The 26,161-nt window shown below is 35.6% G+C and carries 24 protein-coding genes; 18 read left to right on the plus strand and 6 right to left on the minus strand.

Annotated features, from left to right (window positions below):
* Nucleotides 1-5: 5 nt before the first annotated feature.
* From ABD692_RS11785 to ABD692_RS11855, 15 genes are all read left to right on the plus strand, one after another.
* On the plus strand, nt 6-1,739 hold the full coding sequence (locus ABD692_RS11785; RefSeq protein WP_344767199.1) for a M23 family metallopeptidase: 1,734 nt from the start codon (nt 6-8) through the stop codon (nt 1,737-1,739).
* An 87-nt stretch (nt 1,740-1,826) separates the two neighbouring features.
* Nucleotides 1,827-2,291, plus strand: a complete 465-nt coding sequence (gene bcp, locus ABD692_RS11790; RefSeq protein WP_344767201.1) for a thioredoxin-dependent thiol peroxidase — start codon at nt 1,827-1,829, stop codon at nt 2,289-2,291.
* Between the two features lie 57 nt (nt 2,292-2,348).
* Nucleotides 2,349-3,194, plus strand: coding sequence for a transketolase (locus ABD692_RS11795; protein ID WP_316756796.1), 846 nt, complete (start codon nt 2,349-2,351; stop codon nt 3,192-3,194).
* Between the two features lie 86 nt (nt 3,195-3,280).
* Nucleotides 3,281-4,237: a transketolase family protein gene (locus ABD692_RS11800; protein WP_029274068.1), complete on the plus strand. Its 957-nt coding sequence runs from the start codon at nt 3,281-3,283 to the stop codon at nt 4,235-4,237.
* Between the two features lie 373 nt (nt 4,238-4,610).
* Complete coding sequence (locus ABD692_RS11805; RefSeq protein ID WP_316756788.1) at nt 4,611-5,171, plus strand: RNA polymerase sigma factor; 561 nt, start codon at nt 4,611-4,613, stop codon at nt 5,169-5,171.
* A 33-nt stretch (nt 5,172-5,204) separates the two neighbouring features.
* Nucleotides 5,205-5,855 carry a hypothetical protein gene (locus ABD692_RS11810; RefSeq protein ID WP_344767204.1) on the plus strand — a complete coding sequence of 217 codons (651 nt, stop codon included), beginning with the start codon at nt 5,205-5,207 and terminating at the stop codon, nt 5,853-5,855.
* Nucleotides 5,856-5,867: 12 nt separating this feature from the next.
* Nucleotides 5,868-6,302: a hypothetical protein gene (locus tag ABD692_RS11815; RefSeq protein WP_316756785.1), complete on the plus strand. Its 435-nt coding sequence runs from the start codon at nt 5,868-5,870 to the stop codon at nt 6,300-6,302.
* 69 nt (nt 6,303-6,371) lie between these two features.
* Nucleotides 6,372-7,562: an aspartate aminotransferase family protein gene (locus ABD692_RS11820; RefSeq protein ID WP_344767206.1), complete on the plus strand. Its 1,191-nt coding sequence runs from the start codon at nt 6,372-6,374 to the stop codon at nt 7,560-7,562.
* A gap of 103 nt (nt 7,563-7,665) precedes the next feature.
* Nucleotides 7,666-8,343 carry a response regulator transcription factor gene (locus ABD692_RS11825; protein WP_316756780.1) on the plus strand — a complete coding sequence of 226 codons (678 nt, stop codon included), beginning with the start codon at nt 7,666-7,668 and terminating at the stop codon, nt 8,341-8,343.
* 128 nt (nt 8,344-8,471) lie between these two features.
* Nucleotides 8,472-9,797, plus strand: a complete 1,326-nt coding sequence (locus ABD692_RS11830) for a HAMP domain-containing sensor histidine kinase (protein ID WP_344767209.1) — start codon at nt 8,472-8,474, stop codon at nt 9,795-9,797.
* Between the two features lie 42 nt (nt 9,798-9,839).
* The gene (locus tag ABD692_RS11835) at nt 9,840-11,744 is read left to right on the plus strand and encodes a 7TM diverse intracellular signaling domain-containing protein (RefSeq protein ID WP_344767211.1); all 1,905 of its coding nucleotides are present in this window, start codon (nt 9,840-9,842) and stop codon (nt 11,742-11,744) included.
* 291 nt (nt 11,745-12,035) lie between these two features.
* Nucleotides 12,036-14,948 (plus strand): SusC/RagA family TonB-linked outer membrane protein, encoded by a 2,913-nt coding sequence (locus ABD692_RS11840; protein WP_344767213.1) that lies wholly within the window; start codon nt 12,036-12,038, stop codon nt 14,946-14,948.
* 11 nt (nt 14,949-14,959) lie between these two features.
* The gene (locus ABD692_RS11845) at nt 14,960-16,384 is read left to right on the plus strand and encodes a RagB/SusD family nutrient uptake outer membrane protein (protein ID WP_344767215.1); all 1,425 of its coding nucleotides are present in this window, start codon (nt 14,960-14,962) and stop codon (nt 16,382-16,384) included.
* A gap of 108 nt (nt 16,385-16,492) precedes the next feature.
* Nucleotides 16,493-17,935 (plus strand): glycoside hydrolase family 30 protein, encoded by a 1,443-nt coding sequence (locus tag ABD692_RS11850; RefSeq protein WP_344767217.1) that lies wholly within the window; start codon nt 16,493-16,495, stop codon nt 17,933-17,935.
* A gap of 78 nt (nt 17,936-18,013) precedes the next feature.
* Complete coding sequence (locus tag ABD692_RS11855; protein WP_316756768.1) at nt 18,014-18,487, plus strand: hypothetical protein; 474 nt, start codon at nt 18,014-18,016, stop codon at nt 18,485-18,487.
* 64 nt (nt 18,488-18,551) lie between these two features.
* Here the strand turns inward: ABD692_RS11855 and ABD692_RS11860 are convergent, their stop codons facing one another.
* From ABD692_RS11860 to ABD692_RS11870, 3 genes are all read right to left on the minus strand, one after another.
* Nucleotides 18,552-19,238 (minus strand): RluA family pseudouridine synthase, encoded by a 687-nt coding sequence (locus ABD692_RS11860; protein WP_344767219.1) that lies wholly within the window; start codon nt 19,236-19,238, stop codon nt 18,552-18,554.
* 123 nt (nt 19,239-19,361) lie between these two features.
* Nucleotides 19,362-20,177: a 3-methyl-2-oxobutanoate hydroxymethyltransferase gene (gene panB / locus ABD692_RS11865; protein WP_344767221.1), complete on the minus strand. Its 816-nt coding sequence runs from the start codon at nt 20,175-20,177 to the stop codon at nt 19,362-19,364.
* A gap of 97 nt (nt 20,178-20,274) precedes the next feature.
* On the minus strand, nt 20,275-20,448 hold the full coding sequence (locus tag ABD692_RS11870; RefSeq protein ID WP_344767222.1) for a hypothetical protein: 174 nt from the start codon (nt 20,446-20,448) through the stop codon (nt 20,275-20,277).
* A gap of 35 nt (nt 20,449-20,483) precedes the next feature.
* Between ABD692_RS11870 and carA the strand changes: the two genes are divergently transcribed.
* From carA to ABD692_RS11885, 3 genes are all read left to right on the plus strand, one after another.
* Nucleotides 20,484-21,596 carry a glutamine-hydrolyzing carbamoyl-phosphate synthase small subunit gene (gene carA / locus ABD692_RS11875; RefSeq protein WP_316756764.1) on the plus strand — a complete coding sequence of 371 codons (1,113 nt, stop codon included), beginning with the start codon at nt 20,484-20,486 and terminating at the stop codon, nt 21,594-21,596.
* Between the two features lie 181 nt (nt 21,597-21,777).
* Nucleotides 21,778-22,542, plus strand: a complete 765-nt coding sequence (locus ABD692_RS11880; RefSeq protein WP_316756763.1) for an ABC transporter ATP-binding protein — start codon at nt 21,778-21,780, stop codon at nt 22,540-22,542.
* 148 nt (nt 22,543-22,690) lie between these two features.
* Nucleotides 22,691-23,767: an ABC transporter permease gene (locus ABD692_RS11885; protein ID WP_344767224.1), complete on the plus strand. Its 1,077-nt coding sequence runs from the start codon at nt 22,691-22,693 to the stop codon at nt 23,765-23,767.
* A 74-nt stretch (nt 23,768-23,841) separates the two neighbouring features.
* Here ABD692_RS11885 and ABD692_RS11890 read toward each other — a convergent pair whose 3' ends face one another.
* From ABD692_RS11890 to pheS, 3 genes are read right to left on the minus strand one after another with little or no spacing between them, the layout of a single operon-like run.
* Entirely contained in the window at nt 23,842-24,417 is a 576-nt protein-coding gene (locus ABD692_RS11890; RefSeq protein WP_086547471.1) for a TetR/AcrR family transcriptional regulator, read from the minus strand.
* A gap of 1 nt (nt 24,418) precedes the next feature.
* A complete protein-coding gene (locus tag ABD692_RS11895) occupies nt 24,419-24,835 on the minus strand; it encodes a Rieske (2Fe-2S) protein (RefSeq protein ID WP_316756759.1) in 417 nt (138 codons plus the stop codon).
* A complete protein-coding gene (gene pheS / locus ABD692_RS11900) occupies nt 24,835-25,875 on the minus strand; it encodes a phenylalanine--tRNA ligase subunit alpha (protein ID WP_344767226.1) in 1,041 nt (346 codons plus the stop codon). Before pheS ends, ABD692_RS11895 begins: the two co-directional genes overlap by 1 nt.
* Nucleotides 25,876-26,161: the final 286 nt, after the last annotated feature.

A 26,161-nucleotide genomic window follows, 5' to 3' on the forward strand; every position in this document is an offset into this window, starting at 1 on the left:
ATCGAATGCAAATAAAATCAGGTTTTAATTTTAAGTATTACGTTACTCTTTTTTGTTTTTTAATTTCAGTAAGTCAAACTTTTGCTCAGCAAATATTCAGCAATAATAAATATCCGTTAACTTATTTCCGTCAGCCTTTAGATATTACACCCCCTGCCCTTGCAGGCTCTTTTGGAGAAATCAGGGCAAATCACTTTCATTCGGGTATTGATTTTAGAACCAATCAGAGAGAAGGTTACCCTGTTTATGCTATCGCAGATGGCTATATATCGAGATTAAGAGTACAAAATAGTGGTTTCGGACAAGCGCTTTACATTATTCACCCTAACGGATATACTTCTGTTTATGGACATTTACAACGCTTTGCGCCAAAAATCGCAACGATTGTCAAAAACCTAGAGTATGAAAAGAAGTCATTTGAAATTGACGAATTCCCGAATGAAACTCTGATTCCTGTTCGCAAAGGCGAAGTGATTGCTTGGTCTGGAAACCGCGGCAGTTCTGGAGGCCCACACTTACATTTCGAAATCAGAGATACAAAAACCGAGGAGACCATTAATCCTCAATTTTTCGGAATTGACATTCCAGACAATATTCCTCCCGTAATTTACAGTTTGTACGCTTACCATCTAAATGGAAAAGTGTTTAATGAAAACACAGCTAAGCAAGCAATCCCAATTTCTGGGGCAAGTGGGAATTATAAGGCAACTGCACCTATTAATTTAACTGGTGAAGTTGGTTTTGGCATTGTAGCAACTGATAAACATAATGGTTTATCGGGCACAAATGGCGTTTATTCGATCCAGTTAGAACTGGATGGAAAAATAATCTACATTTCAGCTTTGGAAAGATTTGCTTTCGAGGATAGTAAAGGCATTAACGCACACATCGATTATCCTACCTTTTTAAATACCAAAAGGAGCATACAAAAAAGCTTTGTCGAGCCTGGTAATCCTTTAAAAATATATAGCAATTTAGTTAACCGCGGGCATATAAATTTCAATGATGGCCAACGCCATGAACTGCGTTACACCATTACCGATTCGAAAGGCAATGCCTCTATTTTGCAATTTATAGTTAATGCAGGCAATGCCCCTATCGCATCGCCAGTTGTGGCACCTGGTATAATTTATCCCTACAATAAGGTTAACGAATTTAATAGCGATGAAATAAAAGTTCTTCTCCCTTTAGGAACTTTATATAGTGATTTAAACTTTGCTTATAAAAAACTTCCAAAACCTGCTGGCAACTCTTGGTCTGCAGCGCATCAGATTCACAACCGTTATACACCGCTTCATACAGGTTTCAATTTATGGATAAAAGCAGATCATGTTCCAGAAGAACTAAGAGCAAAGGCACTTATCGTTAACACCAATGGCTCATCACAAGGTGGAGGTTTTGACGATGGCTACATAAAGGCAACACCAAAAAATTTCGGTAGTTTTTACATCGCTATCGATACAATTCCTCCACGAATAGTGCCTGTAAATATTTCAGAGGGAAAAAACATGGCTGGTTTATCTAAAATATTTTTCAAAATCAGCGATAACCTTTCTGGCGTAAAAAGTTTTAACGGCTATTTAGATGGAAAATGGGTTTTAATGGAATTTGATACAAAAACAGCAACACTTTGGCATAGCTTTGATGAGCGTACAACTCCTGGTAAACATACGTTGGAACTGGTTGTTGCAGATCTGAAAGATAATACCAAACGCTATTCTGTGTCATTTTTCAGATAATTTGAGGCAATTACTAAACCGTATCATAGGTTATATTGTTAAATTGCACATCAATCATTTTATTATTCAAAATTCAATCATTTATATATGGCAGAGTTACAAGAAGGTGATTTAGCACCTGAAATTACATCTAAAGATCAAAATGGCGCATTAGTTTCTTTAAACGATTATAAAGGAAAAACGGTTGTTCTTTACTTTTACCCGAAAGATGATACGCCTGGATGTACAGCTGAAGCCTGCGATTTCAGAGATAACTATCAAGGTTTGCAGGCAAAAGGAATTGTAGTTTTAGGCGTAAGTGTTGATGACGAAAAATCCCATCAAAAATTTGTAACCAAGCATAGCTTACCATTTACATTACTAGCCGATACCGACCAAAAAATTGTAAATGATTATGGTGTATGGGCAGAGAAAAACATGTACGGTAAAAAATATATGGGTACCGTCCGTACCACTTTTATTATTGATGGCGAAGGAAAAATTTCGCACATCGTTAAAAAAGTTGACACTAAAAATGCAACACAACAAGTACTCGATTTAATCAATAACTAATTATGATATAGCAAGTAAAATATTAACTTTGCTATGTAACAACAACCTCATATTTTAATGAAACATACAATTAAAGAGCTAGAAGATATTGCCTCTCAAATTAGAAGAGATATCGTAAGAATGGTTCACGGATGTCAATCTGGTCACCCGGGCGCTTCGCTAGGATGTACAGATTTTTTTACCGCTTTATATTTTGAAGTATTGAACCACAAAACGGACTTCACGATGGAAGGTAAAGGGGAAGATTTGTTTTTCCTTTCAAACGGACACATTTCTCCAGTATGGTACAGTACACTAGCGCATGCTGGTTATTTCGATAAAAGTGAATTGGCAACTTTCCGTAAGTTGGATTCGAGATTGCAAGGTCACCCAACTACACATGAGCATTTGCCAGGAATCCGCATCGCTTCAGGTTCATTAGGTCAAGGTTTGTCTGTTGCCATCGGAGCTGCATTAGCTAAAAAGTTAAACGGCGATAAATCTTACATTTTTGCCTTATTGGGTGATGGAGAGTTACAAGAAGGACAAAACTGGGAAGCGGCTATGTTTGCGCCTTTCAATAAAGTTGATCATTTAATTGCTTCAGTTGATTATAACGGACAGCAAATTGATGGACCAACCAGTAAGGTTCTTGCTTTAGATGATTTACAAGCAAAATTTGAAGCTTTTGGATGGCACGTAATCAATACCGACGGAAATGACATGCAAGCTATTGTTGAAGGCTTACATTATGCTAAAACCTTAACTGGTAAAGGTAAACCAATCTTAAACTTAATGAGCACACAAATGGGTGCTGGTGTAGATTATATGATGGGTACACACAAATGGCATGGTACAGCTCCGAATGATGAACAATTGGCAGCGGCTTTGGCACAATTACCAGAAACATTAGGGGATTATTAAAGTGAAAGTTTAGCGTTTAAAGTTTAAAGCTGAAAGGCAAATGATTATAACGAAGAACAGAAACGAAAACAATAAATTAAGAAATTGTGAAAAAATATACATACACAGAGAAAAAAGATACACGTTCGGGATTCGGTGCTGGCTTACATGAAGCAGGCAAGAAAAACGAAAACGTAGTTGCATTATGTGCCGATTTAGTCGGATCGCTTAAAATGGATGCCTTTATTAAAGATTTTCCTGAGCGTTTTACTCAGGTTGGTATTGCAGAAGCAAATATGATCGGTATCGCAGCGGGTATGACCATTGGTGGTAAAATTCCTTTTACAGGTACTTTTGCTAACTTTTCTACTGGTCGTGTTTACGATCAGATTCGTCAATCGGTAGCTTATTCAAACAAAAACGTTAAAATCTGTGCATCTCATGCTGGCTTAACTTTGGGCGAAGATGGTGCAACTCACCAGATTTTAGAAGATATAGGCTTAATGAAAATGTTGCCAGGAATGGTGGTTATTAATCCATGCGATTACAACCAAACCAAAGCTGCAACAATGGCAATTGCCGAGTATGAAGGTCCTGTTTACTTACGTTTTGGTCGCCCAGTAATCCCAGTGTTTACAGATCCTGATCAAAAATTCGAGATTGGTAAGGCCTGGATGGTTAACGAAGGCACCGATGTAACTATTATTGCGACTGGCCACATGGTTTGGAAAGCAATCGAAGCTGGAGAAAAATTAGCAGAGTTAGGTATCGATGCAGAGATTATCAACATCCACACGATTAAACCTTTAGATGACGAAGCAATCTTAAAATCAGTTAAAAAAACTGGCTGCGTGGTAACCTGCGAAGAGCACAATAAATTTGGCGGTTTAGGCGAAAGTGTTGCTCGTTTATTAACTACAGAATTACCTACACCACAAGAATTTGTAGCTACTAACGATACTTTTGGCGAAAGCGGAACACCAGATCAATTAATGTCTAAATACGGCTTAGATGCGGTAAACATTGTTGAAGCTGTTCAAAAAGTTATTGGCAGAAAGAAATAATAATCAAAAATAAACGCCTGTTAAATTTACTGGGCGTTTATTATTTGAAAATGAGCGTACAGAAGTATTTGGCAAATTTGTCCCGCCATTCGCTGTAGCCTGCAATTGATGAAAAATCAATTACAGGGCTGTCGCTTCTGTCGGGTTTAGAAACAACATTTCTGTGCAAACTACGTTTAGTGTTTTTGCACAAACCGCAGTTAATAAACCTGATTGAAGTGAAAAGCCCGCAATCCCGATTTTCTAGGGAGCGGACTTGTAACGAAAAGCAGGGCTGCATAAACCTAAGAAATAAGAACTTACATTTTCTAAAAATATAATGAGCTTTTTGTTAAACGGTTTTTAAAAATGGCCGAAAATTAAAACCCTATTAATGAAACAAGTTGAAGATGCCGAAATTCTTGCAAAGTTTGCTGTCGAGAAAACTCGAAACGAGGCATTTAACTTGCTTTTAAAAAAATATCAGCAAAAAATTTATTGGCACATACGTCGTTTGGTTTTAAATCATGATGATTGTGATGATCTAATTCAAGAAGTTTTTGTTAAGGTTTGGAAAAATCTTGATAAATTCAGAAGTGATTCTCAGTTATATACCTGGATTTATCGCATAGCTACAAACGAATCGATCACATTCCTTAACAAGCAAAAGCAAAAAAACAATACGCCATTAGATGAAGTATCATCTGAATTGGCTGATAACCTTGTTGCCTCTTCTTATTTTAATGGCGATAAGCTTGAGATTAAATTGCAAAAAGCGATTCTTACACTTCCCGAGAAACAGCGGATTATTTTCAATATGAAATATTTTGATGATATGAAATATGAAGAAATTTCTGAAGTTTTAGGAACATCGGTTGGTGCTTTAAAAGCGTCATTTCACATCGCGGCAAAAAAAATTGAAGCTTTTATTACAAATGATGAGATAGACTATTAAACCTTTTCACTTTAATTGTATCATATATCTGTGATGAATGAAAATTTAGAAAATAACGATTGGATTAACGAAGCGCCTACCCTTGCCGCAATGGGCAGACGTAATCCCTTCGCCGTTCCTACTGGATATTTCGACAATTGTGAAGAGGAAGTTTTCAGCAAAATCTTTTTAGATAACCTGAAACAAAAAACATTTGAAAATGCTTTTGAAGTTCCTCAAAATTATTTCGAAGAATTAACAGAAAGAATTGAAACCAAAATTGCTTTGAGGCAAATTATTCAGCGTGAAAAGAGCTTTGCAGTACCAGAAAATTACTTCGAAACCTTACAAAGCAGAATTACGAGTAAAATTGCTGCCGAAGAACCAAAGAAAGAAGCTAGAATTATACCGCTTTGGAAACGCAGTTTTGTTAAATATGCAACTGCTGCTTGTTTTGTGCTTATATCTTCTTTCGGAGTTTATTTCTACCAGAATAACGAAGCTGCAAATATTCCAGCGGCTCAGTTACAATCTGCAGATTTTGCAAACGAACAAATGCTTTATGATATCGACGAAAGTACAATTATAGACCATTTAGAAGCTCAAAACATATCAAATACAAAAACGACTTCTGCTTCAGATACAGAAGTGGAAAACTACATCCTGAACAATTATTCGTCGAGTGATTTGGCTCAGGAATTATAAAAATTAATAAAAATGAAGAAGTTATTTTTTGCCGTTTTAATGTTCATGTTACCTTCGATAATTTGGGCTCAAAAACCAAGAGGAGAAGAAATAGAAGCACTAAAAATCGCATTTTTCACAACAAAATTAGATTTATCAGCTGAAGAGGCAAAAGTATTCTGGCCTATATATAATGATATGCAGGCAGAACAGAATGCAATTAGAAAAGAACGTTTTCAAAAGATGATTTCTTTTAGAAAGGTTGCAGAAATTGATAATTTAAGTGATGCACAAATTCAAACTTTAATTACAAGTGAGTTCGATTTCAGACAGCGTGATTTAAACATCGAAAAGAAATATTACAATAGATTTAAAGCGGTATTGCCTATTAAAATTATTGGCAAATACTACAGAGCGCAAGAAGCCTTTAAGCGAGAGCTGCTTAACCGTTTTAAAGATAAACAGTAAAATGAAAGACTTGCAGCGATGCAGGTCTTTTTTATTTTAAAGCAACCTTCATTTCCGTACTTTTGTACCATGTTAACACAGCGCCAGTTGTTTCTGCAACATAATGCACAAACATCACCAGAACCATTAATGCTCGAATTTGTAAAAGCCAAAGGAATTTATATTTATGATGCTGCAGGTAAAAAACACATCGATTTAATTGCAGGAATTGGCGTAAGCAATGTTGGTCACTGCCACCCTGCGGTGGTTAAAGCTATACAAGAGCAAGCTCAAACTTATATGCATCTAATGGTTTATGGCGAATATGTTCAAACACCACAGGTTAATTTTGCTAAAGCACTCGCTGATATTTTACCAAAAAGTTTAAACTGTACCTACTTTTTAAATTCGGGTACTGAAGCTGTTGAAGGCGCCATGAAGCTAGCGAAACGTTATACAGGAAGAAAGGGTTTTATCGCTTGTAAAAATGCTTATCACGGTAGTACGCAAGGTGCCGAAAGTTTAATGGAAAGCGATTTCTATTCTTCTGGTTATGGACCTTTTTTACCTAACGTAAGTTTTATCCAGCATAACAATATTGATGATCTGGATAAAATAACTGAAGAAATAGCGGCTGTTTTTATCGAACCTATTCAAGGTGAGGCTGGAATTAGGGTTGCTGACTTGGAGTACATGCAGGCGTTAAGAGCAAAATGCAATGAAACCAAAACGCTGTTAATTTTTGATGAAATACAATCTGGTTTTGGCAGAAGTGGTAAAATGTTTGCTTTCGAGCATTATAACGTAATTCCTGATGTTTTGCTTTTAGCCAAAGGTATTGGTGGTGGAATGCCAATCGGTGCTTTCATAAGCTCTTTAGAAATTATGTCTGTACTTTCTCATAGCCCCATTCTTGGTCACATGACAACTTTTGGTGGTCATCCAGTTTGTTGTGCAGCAGGTTTGGCAACTTTAAGAACTTTAGTTGATCACCATATTGTTGATGAAGTTGAAGAAAAAGGACAGCTTTTTAAGCAATTGCTTGTTCATCCTGCAATAAAAGAAATAAGAGGAAGAGGTTTGATGCTTGCCGTTGAGTTCGAAAGTTTTGAAATCAATAAAAAAATTATCGATGCCTGTATTTTAGATGGCATTTTATCTGATTGGTTTTTACATTGCAGTAACTCTATGCGTATTGCCCCACCTTTAATTATTGTTAAAGAAGAAATCGAAGAAGCGTGCCGTATCATTTTAAAAAATATTAACTTAGTTGTTGGTTAAAGCGGAAAAACGAAAGCGGAAAGATTAAAGCAAACCATGAAGGTCAATACCAGAAGCTTTTGCAATTTGTCTTGATACTTGCTACCTAATACTCGATACTAAAATGAACGTACTGATAGTTGAAGATGAGAAAAGCCTTGCGCTTGAAATGGATGAATTTCTGAGCAATGAAGGTTTCATTATTGAGCATGCCTGGAAAAAAGGATCGGCAGAAGAGAAAATCTTTGTAAACAGTTACGATTTTATTTTACTTGACTTAGGCTTACCTGATGGTGATGGTTTTGAAGTTTTAAAACAGCTAAAATCTTTGAAAGACAGAGATGACGCCGTAATTATTTTAACCGCAAGAAGTGCTGTAGATGACCGAATTAAAGGTTTAGATGAAGGTGCAGATGATTATTTACCAAAACCATTTTCTTTAAACGAACTTTTGGCACGTATGCACGCCATTATCCGTAGAAAACATAAACTAGAGAAAAACGAAGTTGATATTCATGGTTTTTTACTAAACATTCAGAACAGAACGGTTTCTTTTGCAGATGAAAGATTAAACTTAACTAAAAAAGAATTCGAAATTTTTAACTACTTAGTACTCAACAAAAATCGAGTGGTTTCGAGAATGAGCTTAACCGAGCATGTTTGGGGCGATATTTTAGAAGTGAATTCAGATTCTAATTTTGTTGATGTACATGTTAAAAATCTTCGAAAAAAATTATCGGCTGTAAACCCTACCGATTGGTTTGAAACGGTAAGAAGCATTGGTTATCGGATTAACTGCTAGTTAGCTAAATATCTAAAAACAGAAAGCCTAAAGGAAATCAATTTCTTAATTTTAAAATCATCCCAATCATCCGCCCAAGGCGAAACAAACGCAACATTCAATTTAACATATAACATCATCCGTAAAAAATGAAGTTACAGGTAAAGTTTTCACTTTATAATGCCATTACCAAAATTGCAATTATAGTGGTTTTGGGCGCTATTATATTGTTTTCACTCGATAGACTTGCCTACAACCAACTCGACAACCGTTTACTCAAAAAAAAAGGAAAAATAATTGAGCATTTAAGCGATGGAGAAATAGATAGCCTTTTAAGCAACGAACCAAGTTTTACCGATTATAATATCTTAAAGGAAGAGTTTATTATTTTAACTGACATTCCAGATAATCAAAAAGATTCATCAGCCAGGATTATCACTGAAAAAAGGGAAATTGAGGGCGATATTGAATTTTACAGAATACTAAACTATAAATTCAATTACCGCCAAAATTGGTATAAACTCGAACTTGGAGAGAGTATGACTGCCTTGCAGGGCATTAAAAACTCTATTCGGTTTTACATGCTAATAGTGCTTGTTGGTGCTTTAGTAATAACCCTACTTACAGATCTTGCTTTTACCAATTTTTTACTAAAACCATTTTATTTAATTATTGATAAAAAACTTAATAAAGTTAACGACCCATCGCATTATAATTATCAAAATATTCCTACAAATACGGATGATTTTAAAATTTTAGATAATAGTATTAATTCGCTAATGCGTAAAATTAACACACTTTTTGCATTAGAAAAGCAGTTTATCGCTAACGTTTCGCACGAATTATTAACACCTATATCAATTCTAAGTACAAGATTTGAAAATATGCTTAACACGCAAGGAATACCTGTTGAACATGAGAATAAAATTTTCGCTTCTTTGAAAACTTTAAATCGCTTAAAATTTATCATTAATAGCTTGCTGTTAATCTCTAAAGTTGAAAACAACCAGTATTTAAAAACAGAAGAAATTAGCTTAAATGAAGAGCTTCAGGATATATATGAAGATTTAGAAGATCGAATGGCTGACAAAAATCTGAATTACCAGCTCGATTTGAAATCAAATTATCATTTTACAGGAAATAAAGCGCTTATACATACTTTACTCATCAACATAATAAATAATGCCATAAAGTACAATAATGAAAATGGCGAAATCAAGGTTATTGGGGAGCTTAGAAATCACCATTACAAATTAACTATTAGTGATGATGGGCCAGGGATGAGTCAGGAGCTATTAGAAAATGCTTTTGATCGTTTTAAGCGTGGAAATACCGAAGAACATGGTTTTGGTTTAGGTTTAGCTATTGTGCAAAGTATAGCCAAATTTCATAAAATTGAAATCGAGATCCACTCTGAAGAGCATAAAGGAACCAGCATAACTTTAATCTTTCCTAAAGAAAATAGTCTGATTTAGTGATGATAATCGGATAGTTACAAATTTGTAACTTTGTGGTTTATGTCGATGAAACTATTTTTCAGAAGTTTATTTCTCTTTACCATAAGTTTTATGGTTCTATTCAGTGCTGAATTAAAAGCTCAAAAAGTTGTAGAAATACACGATTCCATTCCACAGCATATTTTCACTTTTAAAGAAATTGAGGTACTCGAAGATGATGCTGAACAATATTCTTTTGAGCAAATAAGAAGCGATTCTTTTGACAGGAAGTTTAAGGCCAGCATTAGCAGCACACCTCAAACTAAAAAACTTAATAAAACCTATTGGTTTAAAATTAAAATAAAGCAAAATGAATTGGCTAACAAGCCCTTTTTGCTCGAATTCTTTGATCAGACGATCGATCAGATGACCGTTTATATTCCACAAAGTGATGGAAGTTATAAAATTGAAAATCTAGGCGATGCACAGCCATTTAATAAAAGACTTATTCACCATAAAAACTTCGAAATCCCTATTCAGAATGATGGGACAACCGTAAAAACTTATTATTTCAAAATAAAATCGTCGCAGATATCAGATATAATAATTGTATTAAGGAGTGCTGAATGGTTTATTTCTTATGCTTTAGATGAATATTTTTATTTCGGCATTTTCAATGGGATGATTTTAGTTTTCAGTTTCTATAACCTGATTATGTATATCGCAATTAGGCAGAAACAGTATTTATACTATGTTTTATACAACCTTAGTGTTGGTTTTTTCGAAACGAGTAACGATGGGATTGCTTACCAATATTTTTGGCCAAATGCACCTGCCTGGAATCAGGTAGCTTATGCTTTTGCACTTTGTGCTACCAGCATTTTTGCTCTGCTTTTTACTAAAGAACTTTTGCTCATTCAAACAAAAGCCCCAAAAATTAACAAATTAATTTTTGGGGTAATCCTGGCAAGATTAATCTTCTTCGCTTACTGCTATCTGTTTAATCAAAATTTATTTAGCTATAAATTTATCGAAGCAATACCTTTATCAGTAGCTTTTTTTACTGGAATTTATATTTATAAAAAAGGTTATAAACCTGCTCGCTTTTTTGTACTTGGTTACAGCTTTTTATTTGCGGGTTTCATGCTTAAATTTTTAATTATGCTTGGGGTGAGCTGGTTAAATTTTGGCGTGATTACTTATTACAGCCTTAATTTTTGTTTTATACTGGAAATGATTTTCCTCTCATTTGCCATCGGAGATAAAGTTCGAATATTAAAAACAACCAAGGATAAAGCGCAACAAAAAATGATTCGACAAATGGTTGTTAATGCAACATTAAAAGATACCATTAACCGAGAACTGGAGACTAAGGTTGAAGAACGAACCAGAGAGGTTTATCATAAATCATTAATTATCGAAAGCAAAAATCAAGCACTCGAAGAAGTAAATACGTTATTGCAAAAACAGGCTGAAGAAATATCGAGAATGAATGCTTTGTTATCGCAAGACAATGAAGAACTGCAGGAGAATGTAGAGAAAGTAACCAGAGATCGGGTTATGAATACTGAAGTTGATTTTGAAGAGTTCAGCAAAATATATCCAGATAAAGAAGCCTGCTACAATTTTTTAGCAGAATTGAAATGGAGTAATGGTTACCATTGTAGAAGATGCAGTAACGATCATTATTTCAATGGTCATATTTTAAATAGCAGACGTTGCAGTAAATGTGGTTATGAAGAATCGGTAACTACCTATACTATTTTTCATGGTACACGAATTCCAATCAACAAAGCATTCTATATGATTTTTCTAATCTATTCTTCAAAGGGAAAAATCTCTTCACATAAGCTTTCTGAAATTCTTTCTATAAGGCAAAGCACTTGCTGGACATTTGGAGCCAGAATTAAGAAAGTGATGGAAGACAGAAAAAAAACACTTAAAAAAACTGGGAAAAACGGCTGGAGTCAGCTTGTAATCGAATAATTAAACCTTTATTAGGTCACAATAACGTTGTATTAAAACTTTTTTTTAAGATAATACCATAGGTACTTAAGCGTATAAAAATGCATTCGCCAACTAAGTTATTAATGGCACTTAAAGCCTGATAATCAAGCCAGAGCGCGTGTAAATTGGGATGGTATTAAAGCGTATCAAAATAACTATAAAACACTATATATCAATATCTTAAATAAAATTCAACATTCAAAATGCTTGGAATTAACATTTAATCCTTAGTAACTTTACTTCATAATTATATTAACAAACCAAAAAATTATGAGAAAAAAATTTACGTTGCTAATGGTATTTTTTCTTTGTGCCGTCTCTTTCAGTATGGCTCAGAATACGACCATCAAAGGGGAGGTAAAGGATCAAAAAGGCCTGCCGTTACCAGGCGTATCGGTAAAAGTAAAAGGCACAAATCTAGGTGCTTCAACAGCAGATAATGGTACATTCTCCATTTCAGCTCCACAAAATTCGACATTAGAACTTTCATTTATTGGATACAAATCAATCGAGGTACCAGTAAATAATAGTACGACACTTAACATTACTATGTCTGATGATAATCAGCAATTAAATGAAGTTGTAGTTATTGGGTATGGCACTACTACTAAAAAGGATTTAACTACATCAGTTGTATCTGTTTCATCTAAAGATTTAGAAAATCAGCCGATCACCAATCCACTTCAAGCAATACAAGGTCGTGCAGCAGGTGTTCAGGTTAGTTCCCAATCTGGCAAACCAGGTTCTGGCATTACAATCAGTATTCGCGGTAATACTTCGATAACTGCATCCAACAGTCCACTTTATGTAATTGATGGTGTTACTTCGAGAGATGCAAGTTTCTTAAACGCAAACGATATCGAATCCATGACCATTCTAAAGGATGCATCTGCGGCGGCTATTTATGGTTCGAGTGGTGCAAACGGTGTGGTATTAATTACAACTAAAAAAGGTAGTTCAGGAAAATTAAAGGTTGCATTTAATGCTTTTACAGGTTTTTCTAATTTCTGGCAAACTCAAGACGTATTAAACAGTGAGCAATATATTGCTTTAATGAAAGAGTTAGGCTACACCACTTTCGGTGGCAACAATAACACTGATTGGCAAAAGGAAACCTTTAAAACAGGCACTCAAAACCAGTATCAGGCATCCATTTCTGGTGGAATTAAAGGTGGTCAATATTATTTCTCTACGGGCTACCAACAAGATAAAGGTGTGGTTGCACCTGCAAAATTAGACCGCATAACAGCAAACTTTAATGGTAGTCAGAATATAACTTCGTGGTTAAAGTTAACAGGTAATGCAGTTTTAACTTCAAGCACTTCCGTTGATGTTGGGGATAACAGCAGTGTTTCTCGTGGTGGTGTTATTCTTGGTGCTTTAACAACCCCTCCTACTATAGGCATTTTCGAAAGCAATGGCCAATACACTACTATTCCAAACGCTGGCGGATGGGATAACCCATTAGCATTGGCTTTTGGTTCGAATAACAGAACACGTAATTTTAGATTTATTGGCGCTTTTGGTGCTCAGGTAAATTTTACGAAAGATTTATTCTTTAAATCTACAATCAGTACAAACGCTAACAAGAATTTCTATCGCTACTTTACCGATAACTTCTTAACAACTTATGGCCGCCAGGAAAGGGGTGTTTATAGAGATAACACAACCAGAGACCATGTTTGGTTAAACGAAAACATATTAAACTATACAAAAAATGTTGGTAAAAATGCTTTCACTGCAACTGGTGGTTATACATTACAATCATCAGATTGGAAATACAGCAATAACGAATTAACTCGTTTTTATGAGGTATCGGGCAGACCTACAGCACCATCTGTAGCCTTAACTATTCCGCAAAGAGCGCAATGGTCTAAACAATCGTACCTTGCCCGTATCACATACGCTTACGACAGTAAGTATTTATTTAGTTCTAACTTCAGAGCCGATGGTTCATCGAGATTTGCGAAAGAGAAACGTTTTGGATACTTCCCTTCATTTTCTGCAGGCTGGAGAATTTCTGGAGAGAACTTTATGAAAGACAGCAAAACCATTAACGATTTAAAAATTCGTGGAAGCTGGGGTAAAGTTGGTAATGATGAGGGAATTGGAGATTACGCCTATTTAAAACTTTACAGTGTAAATGCTCAAGGCGAATACAATTTGCAAAACCCAGCTAATAATAACCTATCGTGGGAAAAAACCACTCAAACAAATATTGGTTTAGATTTAAGTATGTTTAACAGCCGTATTACATTTACTGCTGATGCGTACTTAAAGAAAACAAACGATTTATTAATCAATGTACAACTACCTCCATCGTCGGGTTTTGGTAGCCAGGCGTACAACATTGGTGCAATGGAAAACAAAGGTTTAGAATTTGTTTTATCAACAAAAAACTTCGATCGTGATAAGTTTAAGTGGAGTACCGACTTAAACTTCTCTATTAACCGAAACAAAGTAACTGATTTAGGTGAAACGACTAAATCTTTAGATTTTGCAGGAATTTATGAGCGTGATGCTGCTGTCCGCGTGGTAGCAGGCAAACCTCTTGGAAGTTTTTATGGTTATGTATTTACAGGTGTAAATCCTGCTACTGGTGCTGCACAGTATGCTGATACAAATGGAAATGGCGTTACTGGCTCAGCTGACCCAGGCGATAGAACTTTCATTGGTTCAGCTCAGCCAAAATTTATATATGGAGTTACAAATAGCTTATCACATGGAAATTGGGGCTTAAATTTGTTTTTCCAGGGCGTACAAGGAAGTCAGTTATTTAATGCTTCAAGAATTGATATAGAAGGTATGTTTGATTCTAAAAATCAATCGGCTGCAGTTTTAAACAGATGGACTACTCCAGGACAGATTACCAATATTCCAAAAGCGCTTAGAAGTAGCTCAGAAAATTCATTAACATCTAGCCGATTTGTTGAAGATGCATCTTACCTACGTTTAAAAACAGCGACGTTATCTTACAGTTTTGGTTCATCAGTATTAGAAAAATTAAAAATGAGTAAGCTTACTGTTTTTGCTACTGGCTACAATTTATTAACCTTTACCAATTATTCAGGTTTAGATCCAGAAGTTAACGTAAACTCGGCGAACGGCCCTGCAATGGGTGTAGATTATGGTACTTACCCACAATCTAGAAGTTTATTATTTGGTATTAATGTTGGATTTTAAGAATTAAAAAAATGAAACTATATATATATTCGTTAGTAGCAGCCGCAGCATTAACCATCACTTTGCAAAGCGGGTGTAAAAAAGATTTCCTGGAGAAACAACCATTTAATCAGGTAACAGGTGATGTAGCGTTTACAACCGCTGCAGGAGCAGAAAAATTAATGGCTGGAGCCTATGGAGGCATGTACAATGATTACCATATCTGGGATTACATGGTTAATGGAGATGTAACATCTGATAATGCTTATGCAGGTGGTGATAATCCTGCTAACATTCAAATCGATTTATTTACAGCAAATTCTACAAATGGTAATGTTGGCCGCGATTGGTCAGGGCTTTATTCGAATATTAAAAATGCGAATGAAGTATTAGAAAACGTTCCAAATATTAAGGATGCCGCTTTAGACGCCAATGGCAGAAGAAACCAGATTTTAGGCGAAGCTTCAACTTTAAGAGCATATTTTTACTTTCATTTAGTAAGATTATGGGGCGGTGTGCCACTAATATTAAAATCACCAACATCATTAGAAGAAATGCAAAAACCACGTTCTTCTGTTGATGAGGTTTATACACAGATTATTAAGGATTTGGAATTTGCTTTACCAAATGTGCGTACAACCGCTCCTAACAAAGGTATTATTACTAAAGGAATTGTTAACGCTTTATTAGCAAAGGTTTATGCTTCTAAACCTAATCCAGATTGGGCTAAAGTGCAACAATATGCCGATGCTACTATAAACGGTGGCTACAGTTTAATTGGCTCTTTTGATCAATTATTTGATGGCGCACACAAAAATAACAGCGAATCTATTTGGGAAATGCAATACGACGGATGGGGCGGCCCTAGTGGTCGTGGAAATTGGATGACTGGTGTAATTGTTGGTACAGGATGGAAACGTTTTTGCACACCAACCAACGATTTAATAGCAGCATTTGATGCAGAAGGTGATGTAATTCGTAAAAACTCAAGTACGAGCTTTAAAAACGTTAGCACTGAAGGATGGTCTGACGATTATTGGACAAAATCTAACTATCCATTTATTAACAAATATCGCAATGATGATTTAGCTAATTCTTACATCATTCGCCTTGCTGATATCAAACTATTAAAAGCAGAAGCTTTAAATGAGTTGAGCACTTCTGGATGGTCTACAGCTGCACCTATTGTTAATGAAATTCGTGGTCGTGTGAATTTAGGTATTACACCTGCCAACGATCAAGCGTCAATGCGATTAGCTATAGAAAAAGAGCGTCGTTTAGAACTTGCCTTCGAAGGCCAGCGTTGGTTCGATTTATTAAGAACAAACAGAGCAATTGCCGTGATGAATGCACAAAAAAATGGAAGCGGTGCTAATTTAAATTACAATGTTACCGCAGCCAAGTTACTTTTCCCTATTCCGCAAGCGGAAATGGATAGAAACCCTAACATACGTTAGTAGGGTTTTAAAACAAAAGGCGGCAATTGTCGCCTTTTGTTTTAAATACGAAATGTTAGACAAACGAACCTTTAAAAAATCTACTCTATTCACTAAACTGAATTCCAAATGAAATTATCCTATAGCATATTTTTACTTAGCAGTCTTATTTTTACTGGATGCGCCTGCAAAAAAAGCAACACGAAAAGTACTAACACAGGCAGCACAGTTCTTATCGAACCTGTAAAAACCGAGGTGGCTTTCTGGCTTACTAAAGGAGATCAATCGCAATTACTGAGCAAGCAAAACATAGCCTTAAATTTTTCTGACGCAACAAATGCGAATCCGACCATAGAGATTGATCCAAATACGAGTTTTCAAAGTATTGATGGCTTTGGTTATACTTTAACAGGTGGTAGTGCAAGTTTAATCAACGCACTTCCTGCAGCCGATAAAGACAAATTATTAAATGAATTATTTGGCACAGCCGATAATGCTATCGCAGTTAGTTATTTAAGAGTTAGCATAGGTGCTTCTGATCTAAGTGCATCAGCCTTTACCTATAATGATTTACCTGATGGTGAAACTGATGAAAATCTAGCTAAATTTTCGTTATCAAAAGAGGAAGCTGATTTAATTCCGATACTTAAAAAGATTGTAGCTATAAATCCTTCGATTAAAATTTTAGGTTCGCCATGGACTGCACCCGCCTGGATGAAAACTAATAAGAGTTTAATTGGTGGAAGCTTAAAGCCAGAATATTATGCTGCTTATTCGAAATATCTAATTAAATATATCCAGGCGATGAAAGCTTTAGGCATTACAATCGATGCCATTACGCCTCAAAATGAACCTTTACACCCAGGTAATAATCCGAGTATGTATATGGAAGCGTTAGATCAGGCCAAATTTGTTAAAGTTTTAGGACCAGCATTTCAAGCCGCAGGCATAACTACAAAAATTATTGTTTACGATCATAATGCTGATAAACCTGAATATCCAATCGCAATTTTGAACGATGCTGAAGCTAAAAAATATGTAGATGGTTCTGCTTTTCACTTATACGCAGGCAATATTTCTGCATTAACTCAAGTGCATAATGCTCACCCCGATAAAAATATTTATTTTACTGAGCAATGGGTTGGTGGTCCATCAAACTTTTCAGAAGATTTAAAATGGCACGTTTCTACATTAATAATTGGAGCAACACGCAATTGGAGTCGTAATGTTTTAGAGTGGAATTTAGCGGCCGATCCAAATTATAATCCACATACCGATAAAGGAGGATGTACAACTTGTTTAGGTGCCATTACCATTGCGCCTGCAGTTAGTAGAAATGTAGCATATTATGTAATTGCTCATGCTTCCAAATTTGTTAAACCAGGCTCAATACGTATAGCATCGAACATAGTTGGTAATTTGCAAAATGTTGCATTTAAAACCCCTGATGGTAAAACGGTATTAATTGTTTGCAATAATAACAATTCTGATACCTCTTTCAACATTAAATACAACGGCAAAATTGTTACCAGCTCTTTAGAAAAAGGTGCGGCTGCTACTTATATTTGGTAAATATATTGGTGAAATTTAATCAGATTTGTTAATTTTAAATTTGAAAAAGCATTTAATTCTTAACTCAATCCCGTTAAAATGAAAAAATCACTCCTATTTATTGCTGCTACATCCATGTTCCTGGCTTCTTGCGAAAGTGATAGTAAAAAGCAAAGTACTTTAGACTCCAGTATAATGAGTGATCATGTTTCAGAGTACTCAAAACCTGATGAGTGTTATATTTACAATAAAGATAAAAACTTAGCAACATTAAGAATTTACAGTACTGGAGGAGATAAAATTTTAGGTCAGCTTACTTACAGCCTTGATGGAAAAGATAAAAATAGCGGCCCAATTTATGGAATAGTTAGAGGAGACACCATTATTGTAGATTACAAATTTCAGTCAGAAGGTGTTTATTCTAGAAGGCAGGTGGTTTGGGTAAAACAAGGAGATTCCTTATTAGAAGGGTATGGAGATGTTTATCAGGTGAATGGTGATGTGAAATTTAAAAACATAAGCAAATTAACATTTGGTAAATCGATAATTTTCGAACATACAAATTGCAAATAAGCAAAAAAGGCTCGCTTCATTTTGAAGCGAGCCTTTTTATTACCGCATACGCGATAATAAGTTTTTATAGGTTTTCGAATCTTTCCCAAAAGCCATCTATTGGTAATTTGGCAAAAATATCAACTGGTTCTTTTTTAACTGGATGCAAAAACCTTAACCTCCTTGCATGTAAGCAAATACTTCCTTTTCTACTTCCTCGTGGATAACCATATTTATTATCGCCAACAATTGGGCAACCCATAGATGAAAGCTGAACCCTAATTTGGTGAGAACGACCCGTTAACGGATCAACTTCAATTAGAAAATAATCGCCAACTTGTCCAATTAAACGATACGAAAGTTCTGCCCTTTGCGAACCCTGAACCTCGGTATTATAATAAGTTACAACGTTTTTTTGCGGGTTTTTAACCAACCAATGAACGAGTGTTCCTGATTCTTTTTCGGGTTTGTTTTTTACTACCGCCCAGTAAGTTTTCTTTACCTCCCGATTTTTAAAAACGGCATTCATCCTTTCCAGTGCTTTACTCGTTTTAGCGAAAAGAATTACACCGCTTACTGGCCGGTCTAAGCGATGTACAACACCCAAAAAGGCGCCATTAGGTTTATTATATTTCTTAGCTATGTACTTTTTTACCTGCTCATCTAAAGGTTCGTCACCAGTTTCATCAACCTGTACAATATCTCCAGCCCTTTTACTTATCGCAATTAGGTGATTATCTTCAAAAAGTATGTCTTTATCGGTAATTGGCATAATACCCCTCCGCCCCAAAAGGAGAACTTAAGTTCATATTTATTATATCAAATTGCATAAATACTTAATCTATTAATTATTTTGAGAAAAGTTTTTTAACTGCCCTTCAGAGTGCTGGGATGGTTAATATTGTTCTTTCTCGCTAGGGAAATCGTTCGCTTTAACATCGCGAATGTAAGATTGCGCAGCACCCAGAATATCATCATATAAATTAATATACTGGCGTAAGAAACGAGGTTTAAAGCCTTTGGTTAAACCAATCATATCATTTACCACTAAAACCTGACCATCGCAGCCATTTCCAGCGCCAATGCCAATTGTTGGAATGTGTAAACTTTCCGAAACTTCTCTGCCCAAAGTTGCAGGAATCTTCTCTAAAACGATTGCGAAACAACCTGCTGCCTGTAAAGCTAAAACATCTGTTTTTAATTTATTAGCTTCCTCTTCTTCTTTAGCACGAACTGTGTATGTTCCAAATTTATAAATAGATTGAGGAGTTAAACCCAGGTGCCCCATTACTGGTATACCTGCAGTAATAATGCGTTGAACTGATTCAGTAATCTCTTCTCCGCCTTCTAATTTTACACCATGAGCACCAGATTCTTTCATAATTCTGATTGCAGAATTTAAAGCTTCTTTAGAGTTTCCCTGATAAGAACCAAAAGGTAAATCGACCACAACAAAAGCACGCTTAACCGCTCTAATTACCGATGCAGCATGATAAATCATCTGATCTAAAGTGATGGGCAAAGTGGTTTCATGCCCAGCCATAACATTCGAAGCCGAATCTCCAACCAATAAAACATCCAAACCTGCATCATCCAAAATGGTAGCCATCGAATAATCGTAGGCTGTTAACATTGATATTTTTTCACCACGTTGTTTCATTTCTTGCAAAATGTGTGTGGTTATTCTTTTTATTTCTTTATGTACCGACATGGCTTTTATTTTGTTGCACCAAAAGTATTGTTTTTTCTTTAATTAAGCCGAAAGACCAAAGTTAAAAGACTGAAGCAATCTCAGCCTTAAATCATTTTTATCCAAATTGGGTTTCTCGGTTTTCTGCTTTTAGCTTTAACCTTATTTCATTTTTTTCTTTAAATTCCCAATCGTAAATCCTATCTTTGTACCCCGAAATGGAAGGGATATATTCATCTTTTTTTGCACCCCGCAAAAACGGCTTTAATGCCGAAAGCCATTCTTTTTTCAACTCTTTTTTAAATCAAAATCCATATTGTAATTACCATGACTAACTACACCAAGTTACCTGCGATTTTATTACTGGCCGATGGCACAGTTTTTTACGGCAAAGCTGCTGGAAAAATTGGAACCACTACTGGCGAAATTTGTTTTAATACCGGGATGACAGGTTACCAGGAAATTTTTACCGACCCAAGTTATTTCGGACAAATTATGGTTACCACCAATTCTCATATCGGGAATTATGGTATCCAGAAAGAAGAAATCGAGTCTGATTCTATAAAAATTGCTGGTTTAGTTTGCAAAAACTATAACATTGTTTATAGTAGAAAACAAGCAACAGAATCTATTCAGGATTATTTCCAGAATGATAATTTAGTTGCAATTTCTGATATTGATACTCGTGCCTTAGTTCGTCACATTAGAGATAAAGGCGCAATGAACGCTATCATCTCATCAGAAATTACCGATTTAGAGGAATTAAAGAAAAAATTAGCTGAAGTTCCATCAATGGAAGGCTTAGAACTTTCATCAAAAGTAAGTACTAAAGAGCCTTATTTTTATGGAAATCCAGAAGCGAGTTTAAAGGTTGCTGCTTTAGATTTAGGCATCAAGAAAAACATTCTTCGCAGTTTTGAAAACCGCGATATTTATGTTCAGGTTTTCCCTGCAAAAACAAAATTTGCAGAAATGCAAAAATTCAATCCAGATGGTTACTTTATTTCAAACGGCCCTGGCGATCCTTCGGTAATGCCATACGCAGTAGAAACCATTAAAGAAATTTTAGAGGAAGATAAACCACTATTTGGTATTTGCCTGGGTCACCAGTTATTGGCAGAAGCAAACGGCATTGGTACCATGAAAATGTTCAATGGTCACCGCGGTTTAAACCACCCAGTTAAAAATATTATTAAAAACCATTGCGAGGTAACTTCTCAAAACCATGGTTTTGGTGTGGTACCTGATGAGGTTAGAAACTCTGATAAAGTTGAAATTACCCACTTAAACTTAAACGATAAATCTATCGAAGGTATTCGTGTTAAAGGTAAAAAAGCATTCTCAGTTCAATATCATCCAGAATCTTCGCCAGGCCCACACGATTCTCGTTATTTATTCGACGATTTTGTTGATGTAATGACTGGTAAATTAACTTGGTAATTTAAGCCAAAAGCTTAAATCAAATTATAAAATCTGCGAATCTATGGCTATAAAAGAGCCGAAGATTCGCAGATTTGTTTTACAGCAAACCTCACCTACCAAAAGCATCATTTTACCGACATTTTCGTTATAACTGATTAAATTCATTTTCTATTCATTTAAAGCTCCTTACATTCGTAATATGGAAACAAACAAAGCCATTATCAGTGTTAAAAATCTGGTAAAAAAGTACGATGATTTTATCGCTGTTCAAGATTTAAGTTTTGAAGTTTACGAAAATGAAATTTTTGGTTTATTGGGCCCTAACGGTGCTGGCAAAACCACAACACTCGAAATTATCGAAACCCTTAGAGCCAAAACATCAGGTGAAATAATCGTCGATGGTTTTTCGGTTGATAAGCAAGCACACGATATTAAGCAAATTATTGGCGTACAATTACAAGCTGCTGGTTATTATCCAAATTTAAACCTTGTAGAGCTGCTGGAGTTATTTGCAGGTTTATACGGAGCAGATATTAAGCCAATGGATATGCTGGAGAAAGTAAATCTTCAAGATAAAGCAAAAGCCAAATACAAAGCACTTTCGGGTGGACAAAAGCAACGTTTTTCTATCGCAACAACCTTAATAAATCAGCCTAAAATTATCTTTTTAGATGAACCAACCACAGGTTTAGATCCGCAGGCAAGAAGAAATTTATGGGATTTGATTACCGAAATTCGCGATGCAGGAACAACGGTGGTAATTACTACACATTATATGGATGAGGCGGAACAGCTTTGCGACCGTGTTGCCTTTGTTGAACGTGGACAAATCATCGCTTTAGATACACCAGATAATTTAATCGATAAGTTAGTTAACAGTGGTTTTGAGCGCAAAAAAGAAGTTAAAAAAGCCAATCTAGAAGACGTTTTCATCAATCTTACAGGCAAAGAGTGGCGAGAATAAACCAGAGCTAATCCTATATCGAAAAGCAATACCTGCATTTCAATTAAAGTTAATCCCGCTTTTCGCTTTAGCCCCGAGAAAATCGGGGGCTGCCGCGCCAATCGGGTTTAAAAACACAAAATAATACAACTATTAATCAGAATAGTAAATGAAAAAATACAGCAATACAACAGCAACACTGGCATTAGCAAAGGCAAGCTTTCGCTCCATCATGAGAAGCCCTTCGGCAGTGGTTTTTACACTTGCTTTTCCCTTAATCTTTATCCTCGTATTTGGCTTTTTAGGTGGCGGCGGCACGCATATCGATGTTGGCATTACACCTGGCTCCGACATAAATAACCCTGTTATTGGTATGTTAGAAAAAACAGGCATGATTCGCCTGGTAAAAGATAAATCAAAAGCAGATTACGACAAATTACTTGAAAAAGGAAATGTTGATGCCATGATTGATGTACACAAAAAGGTAAATTCGGTTGCGTACTCTGTTAATGTTGTTTATACATCGGCTTCAATGGATAAAGGCAATATCCTTAAATCGGTTTTAAACAATTTGTTTTACGATAAAGAATTAAAGCCATCAGTTGCTGAGATTAAAGAAAGTACCGTTCATGGTCGCGAATACAAAACCATCGACTTTATTTTACCAGGACAGTTGGGCTTCTCTTTATTAAGTACGGGCGTTTTCGGAACTGCCTTTGTGTTTTTGAGTTTACGCCAAACCCTTGTTATTAAACGCTTTTTTGCAACACCTGTAAAACGTTCGAGCATTGTAATTGGCGAAGGCATTGCAAGAATCGGCTTTGCGCTACTAGGTGCATTATTTATCATTTTAATCGGTCATTTCTTCTTTGGGTTTACACTAGTTAACGGCGTGCTTACCGTTCTCAATATGCTTATTTTAGCCACACTCGGGATAATTGTGTTCATGGGATTTGGCTTCATTATATCTGGCATTGCAAAAAACGAAAGTATGGTTCCGCCAATATCCAATATCGTAACATTACCACAGTTTTTATTATCAGGAACATTCTTTTCTATAGAAGCATTCCCGACGTGGTTGCAACCGATCAGTAGAGCTTTACCATTAACTTATTTAAACGACGCAATGCGTAAAGTAGCTTTTGAAGGCTTAGGTTTATGGGATGTTAAATTTCAGATAATGATTTTAGTAATCTGGGGAATCGGAATTTACGCTGTTGCGGTAAAAGTATTCAAGTGGGAATAATAAAAAAAGCTTTAAATAAAAATGGGATATTGCTACAAACAATATCCCATTTTTATTTAAACTATAATTTCTTACTATAAAGCTGCCTTTACCAAAAATGGTAAAATCTCCTTTTGAAAACTGACAAAGTTCTTACGAACATCAGAATCGCTAACCGAAGTAAATGCAAATGAGAAAACAATACTTTTGCTCGCCTTAAGTAAAAAGGCTAAACCTTCTCTACGAGCTGGATTATTTTTAAAATTATCCAATTGCAAATAAGCAGCTAATAAAAGTGCCTCAAGTTGATCAGAAAGATGTTTTAAAAATTCCTGAGAATTGGCATTCTCGCGAACAAAATCCCACCCGATAAATTCGTTGCAGGCAGTAAAAGAAAGTCGACTGGTTTTCATTACCAGAGCCTTTAAATGCTCTTCTTCTGATGCATAACTTACTTTATTATGCAAAATTTCGTATAAATTCTGATCTAGATAATCCATTAAAATACTATCTAAAACTTGTTCTTTACTCTCGAAATATTTATAAATAGTTGCTTTAGCAATGCGTGCTTTTTTAGCTATTTCGTTTACACTTGTTTTGTGGTATCCGTATTTTCTAAAAAGTTCTTTAGCTGCCTTTTTTACAGTCTCCTTAATTTTTTCGGCTTCCATTCTAGTTGGTTACTTGTAAATTTTGGCCAGATATAGCCACTGTATATTGTTTTAAACCTCTTACCGCAGGTGCTTTTACTGGGCTTCCATCTTCCAGTAAAAATTTCGCACCAGAACAAGGGTCGGTTACCGTAATTGTTGGGTCATCCAAATTTACAGCACATTTTTGCTCGGGATTTACGCTACTGCAGCGATCGAAAGCTACGTATCTGTTATCCGTTCTTCGGTAAAGTACTAAACCAGCTATTCCATAGCCATTAATAATTACTGCACCACCTGGACTGCTCAACCTGCTTAATCGTGGGTCGCTTGTTGGCATACTAAAACTTACCCCAACTTCTGGAATATAGCCTTCATCTTTTCCGCAACCTGTAAATAATACAAGTACAAATAATGCGCTATATAAATATTTCATCATTATATTAAAGCAGATTTATATTGCTTTAAGAAGCGAACATCGTTTTCTGAGAATAAACGCAAATCTTTAATTACATATTTAAGATTTGTTATTCTCTCTATTCCCATACCAAAGGCAAAGCCGCTGTATTTTTTCGAGTCGATACCACAGTTTTCTAAAACATTTGGATCTACCATACCACAGCCTAAAATTTCTACCCAGCCGCTATGTTTACACATGTTACAACCTGCACCTTTACAAATGGTACAAGAAATATCCATCTCTGCTGATGGTTCTGTAAAAGGGAAATAAGACGGACGGAAACGAACTTTTGTCCCTTCGCCGTATAATTCTTGTACGAAATAAAATAGTGTTTGCTTTAAGTCTGCGAATGATACATTTTCATCCACATACAAGCCTTCTATTTGATGGAAAAAGCAATGTGCTCTGGCCGAAATAGCTTCATTACGATAAACACGTCCTGGCATGATGGCACGGAATGGCGGTTGCCCTTGTTCCATCATACGTACCTGTACCGATGAAGTATGCGTACGCAAAGCGATGTCTCCCTTTTCGCCACCCTTTTTAATGAAGAAAGTATCTTGCATATCTCGTGCGGGATGTTCTTCCGGGAAATTTAAAGCGGAGAAATTATGCCAATCGTCTTCAATCTCAGGACCTTCTGCTACAGTAAAACCTAGTTTTGCAAAAATCTCTACAATTTCGCGACGAACCAAAGCTAGTGGATGACGAGAACCAATCTCAAAACCTTCGCCAGGCAAAGTCATGTCTAAAGCAGACTCTTCTGTTTTCGACGCAGCTCCTTCAGTTAATTCTTTTAAAGCTTGGTATTTTGATTCAGCCAGTTGCTTAAACTCATTTAAAACTTTCCCTAAAGATTTTTTCTCTTCCGTAGAAACCGTTTTAAATTCTTCAAAAATCTCTTTAATGATACCTTTACTACCTAAATATTTGATGCGAAACTGCTCTAATTCATCAGCTTTCTCCGTTACGAAAGCATTGATTTTTTCTGAATATTGTGTTATTTTGTCCTGTAACATGGCTTCAAAGATACAGCAAATAATCTAATAAATTTAATCGAAAGCGGTTCAAAAACTATATTTAAACGTATTTCTTACAACAAAATGAACTATGTCACGCAAAAAGTCATTTCTTGGTAAAATGAGATTTGAATATGGTCCAAATTATTAAAACTCCTAGTCCAAAACCTAATGAAAATAAATAGCAATAGCCGAATTCTATTTTAGTAAAAACATACTTAGACACTACATATAATATTGTTGCCCCAAGTGCAGTCAACCATAAAAATGCAGAACACATCATTAA

The sequence above is a fragment of the Pedobacter ginsengiterrae genome, assembly GCF_039537385.1.
Classification (GTDB): domain Bacteria; phylum Bacteroidota; class Bacteroidia; order Sphingobacteriales; family Sphingobacteriaceae; genus Pedobacter; species Pedobacter ginsengiterrae.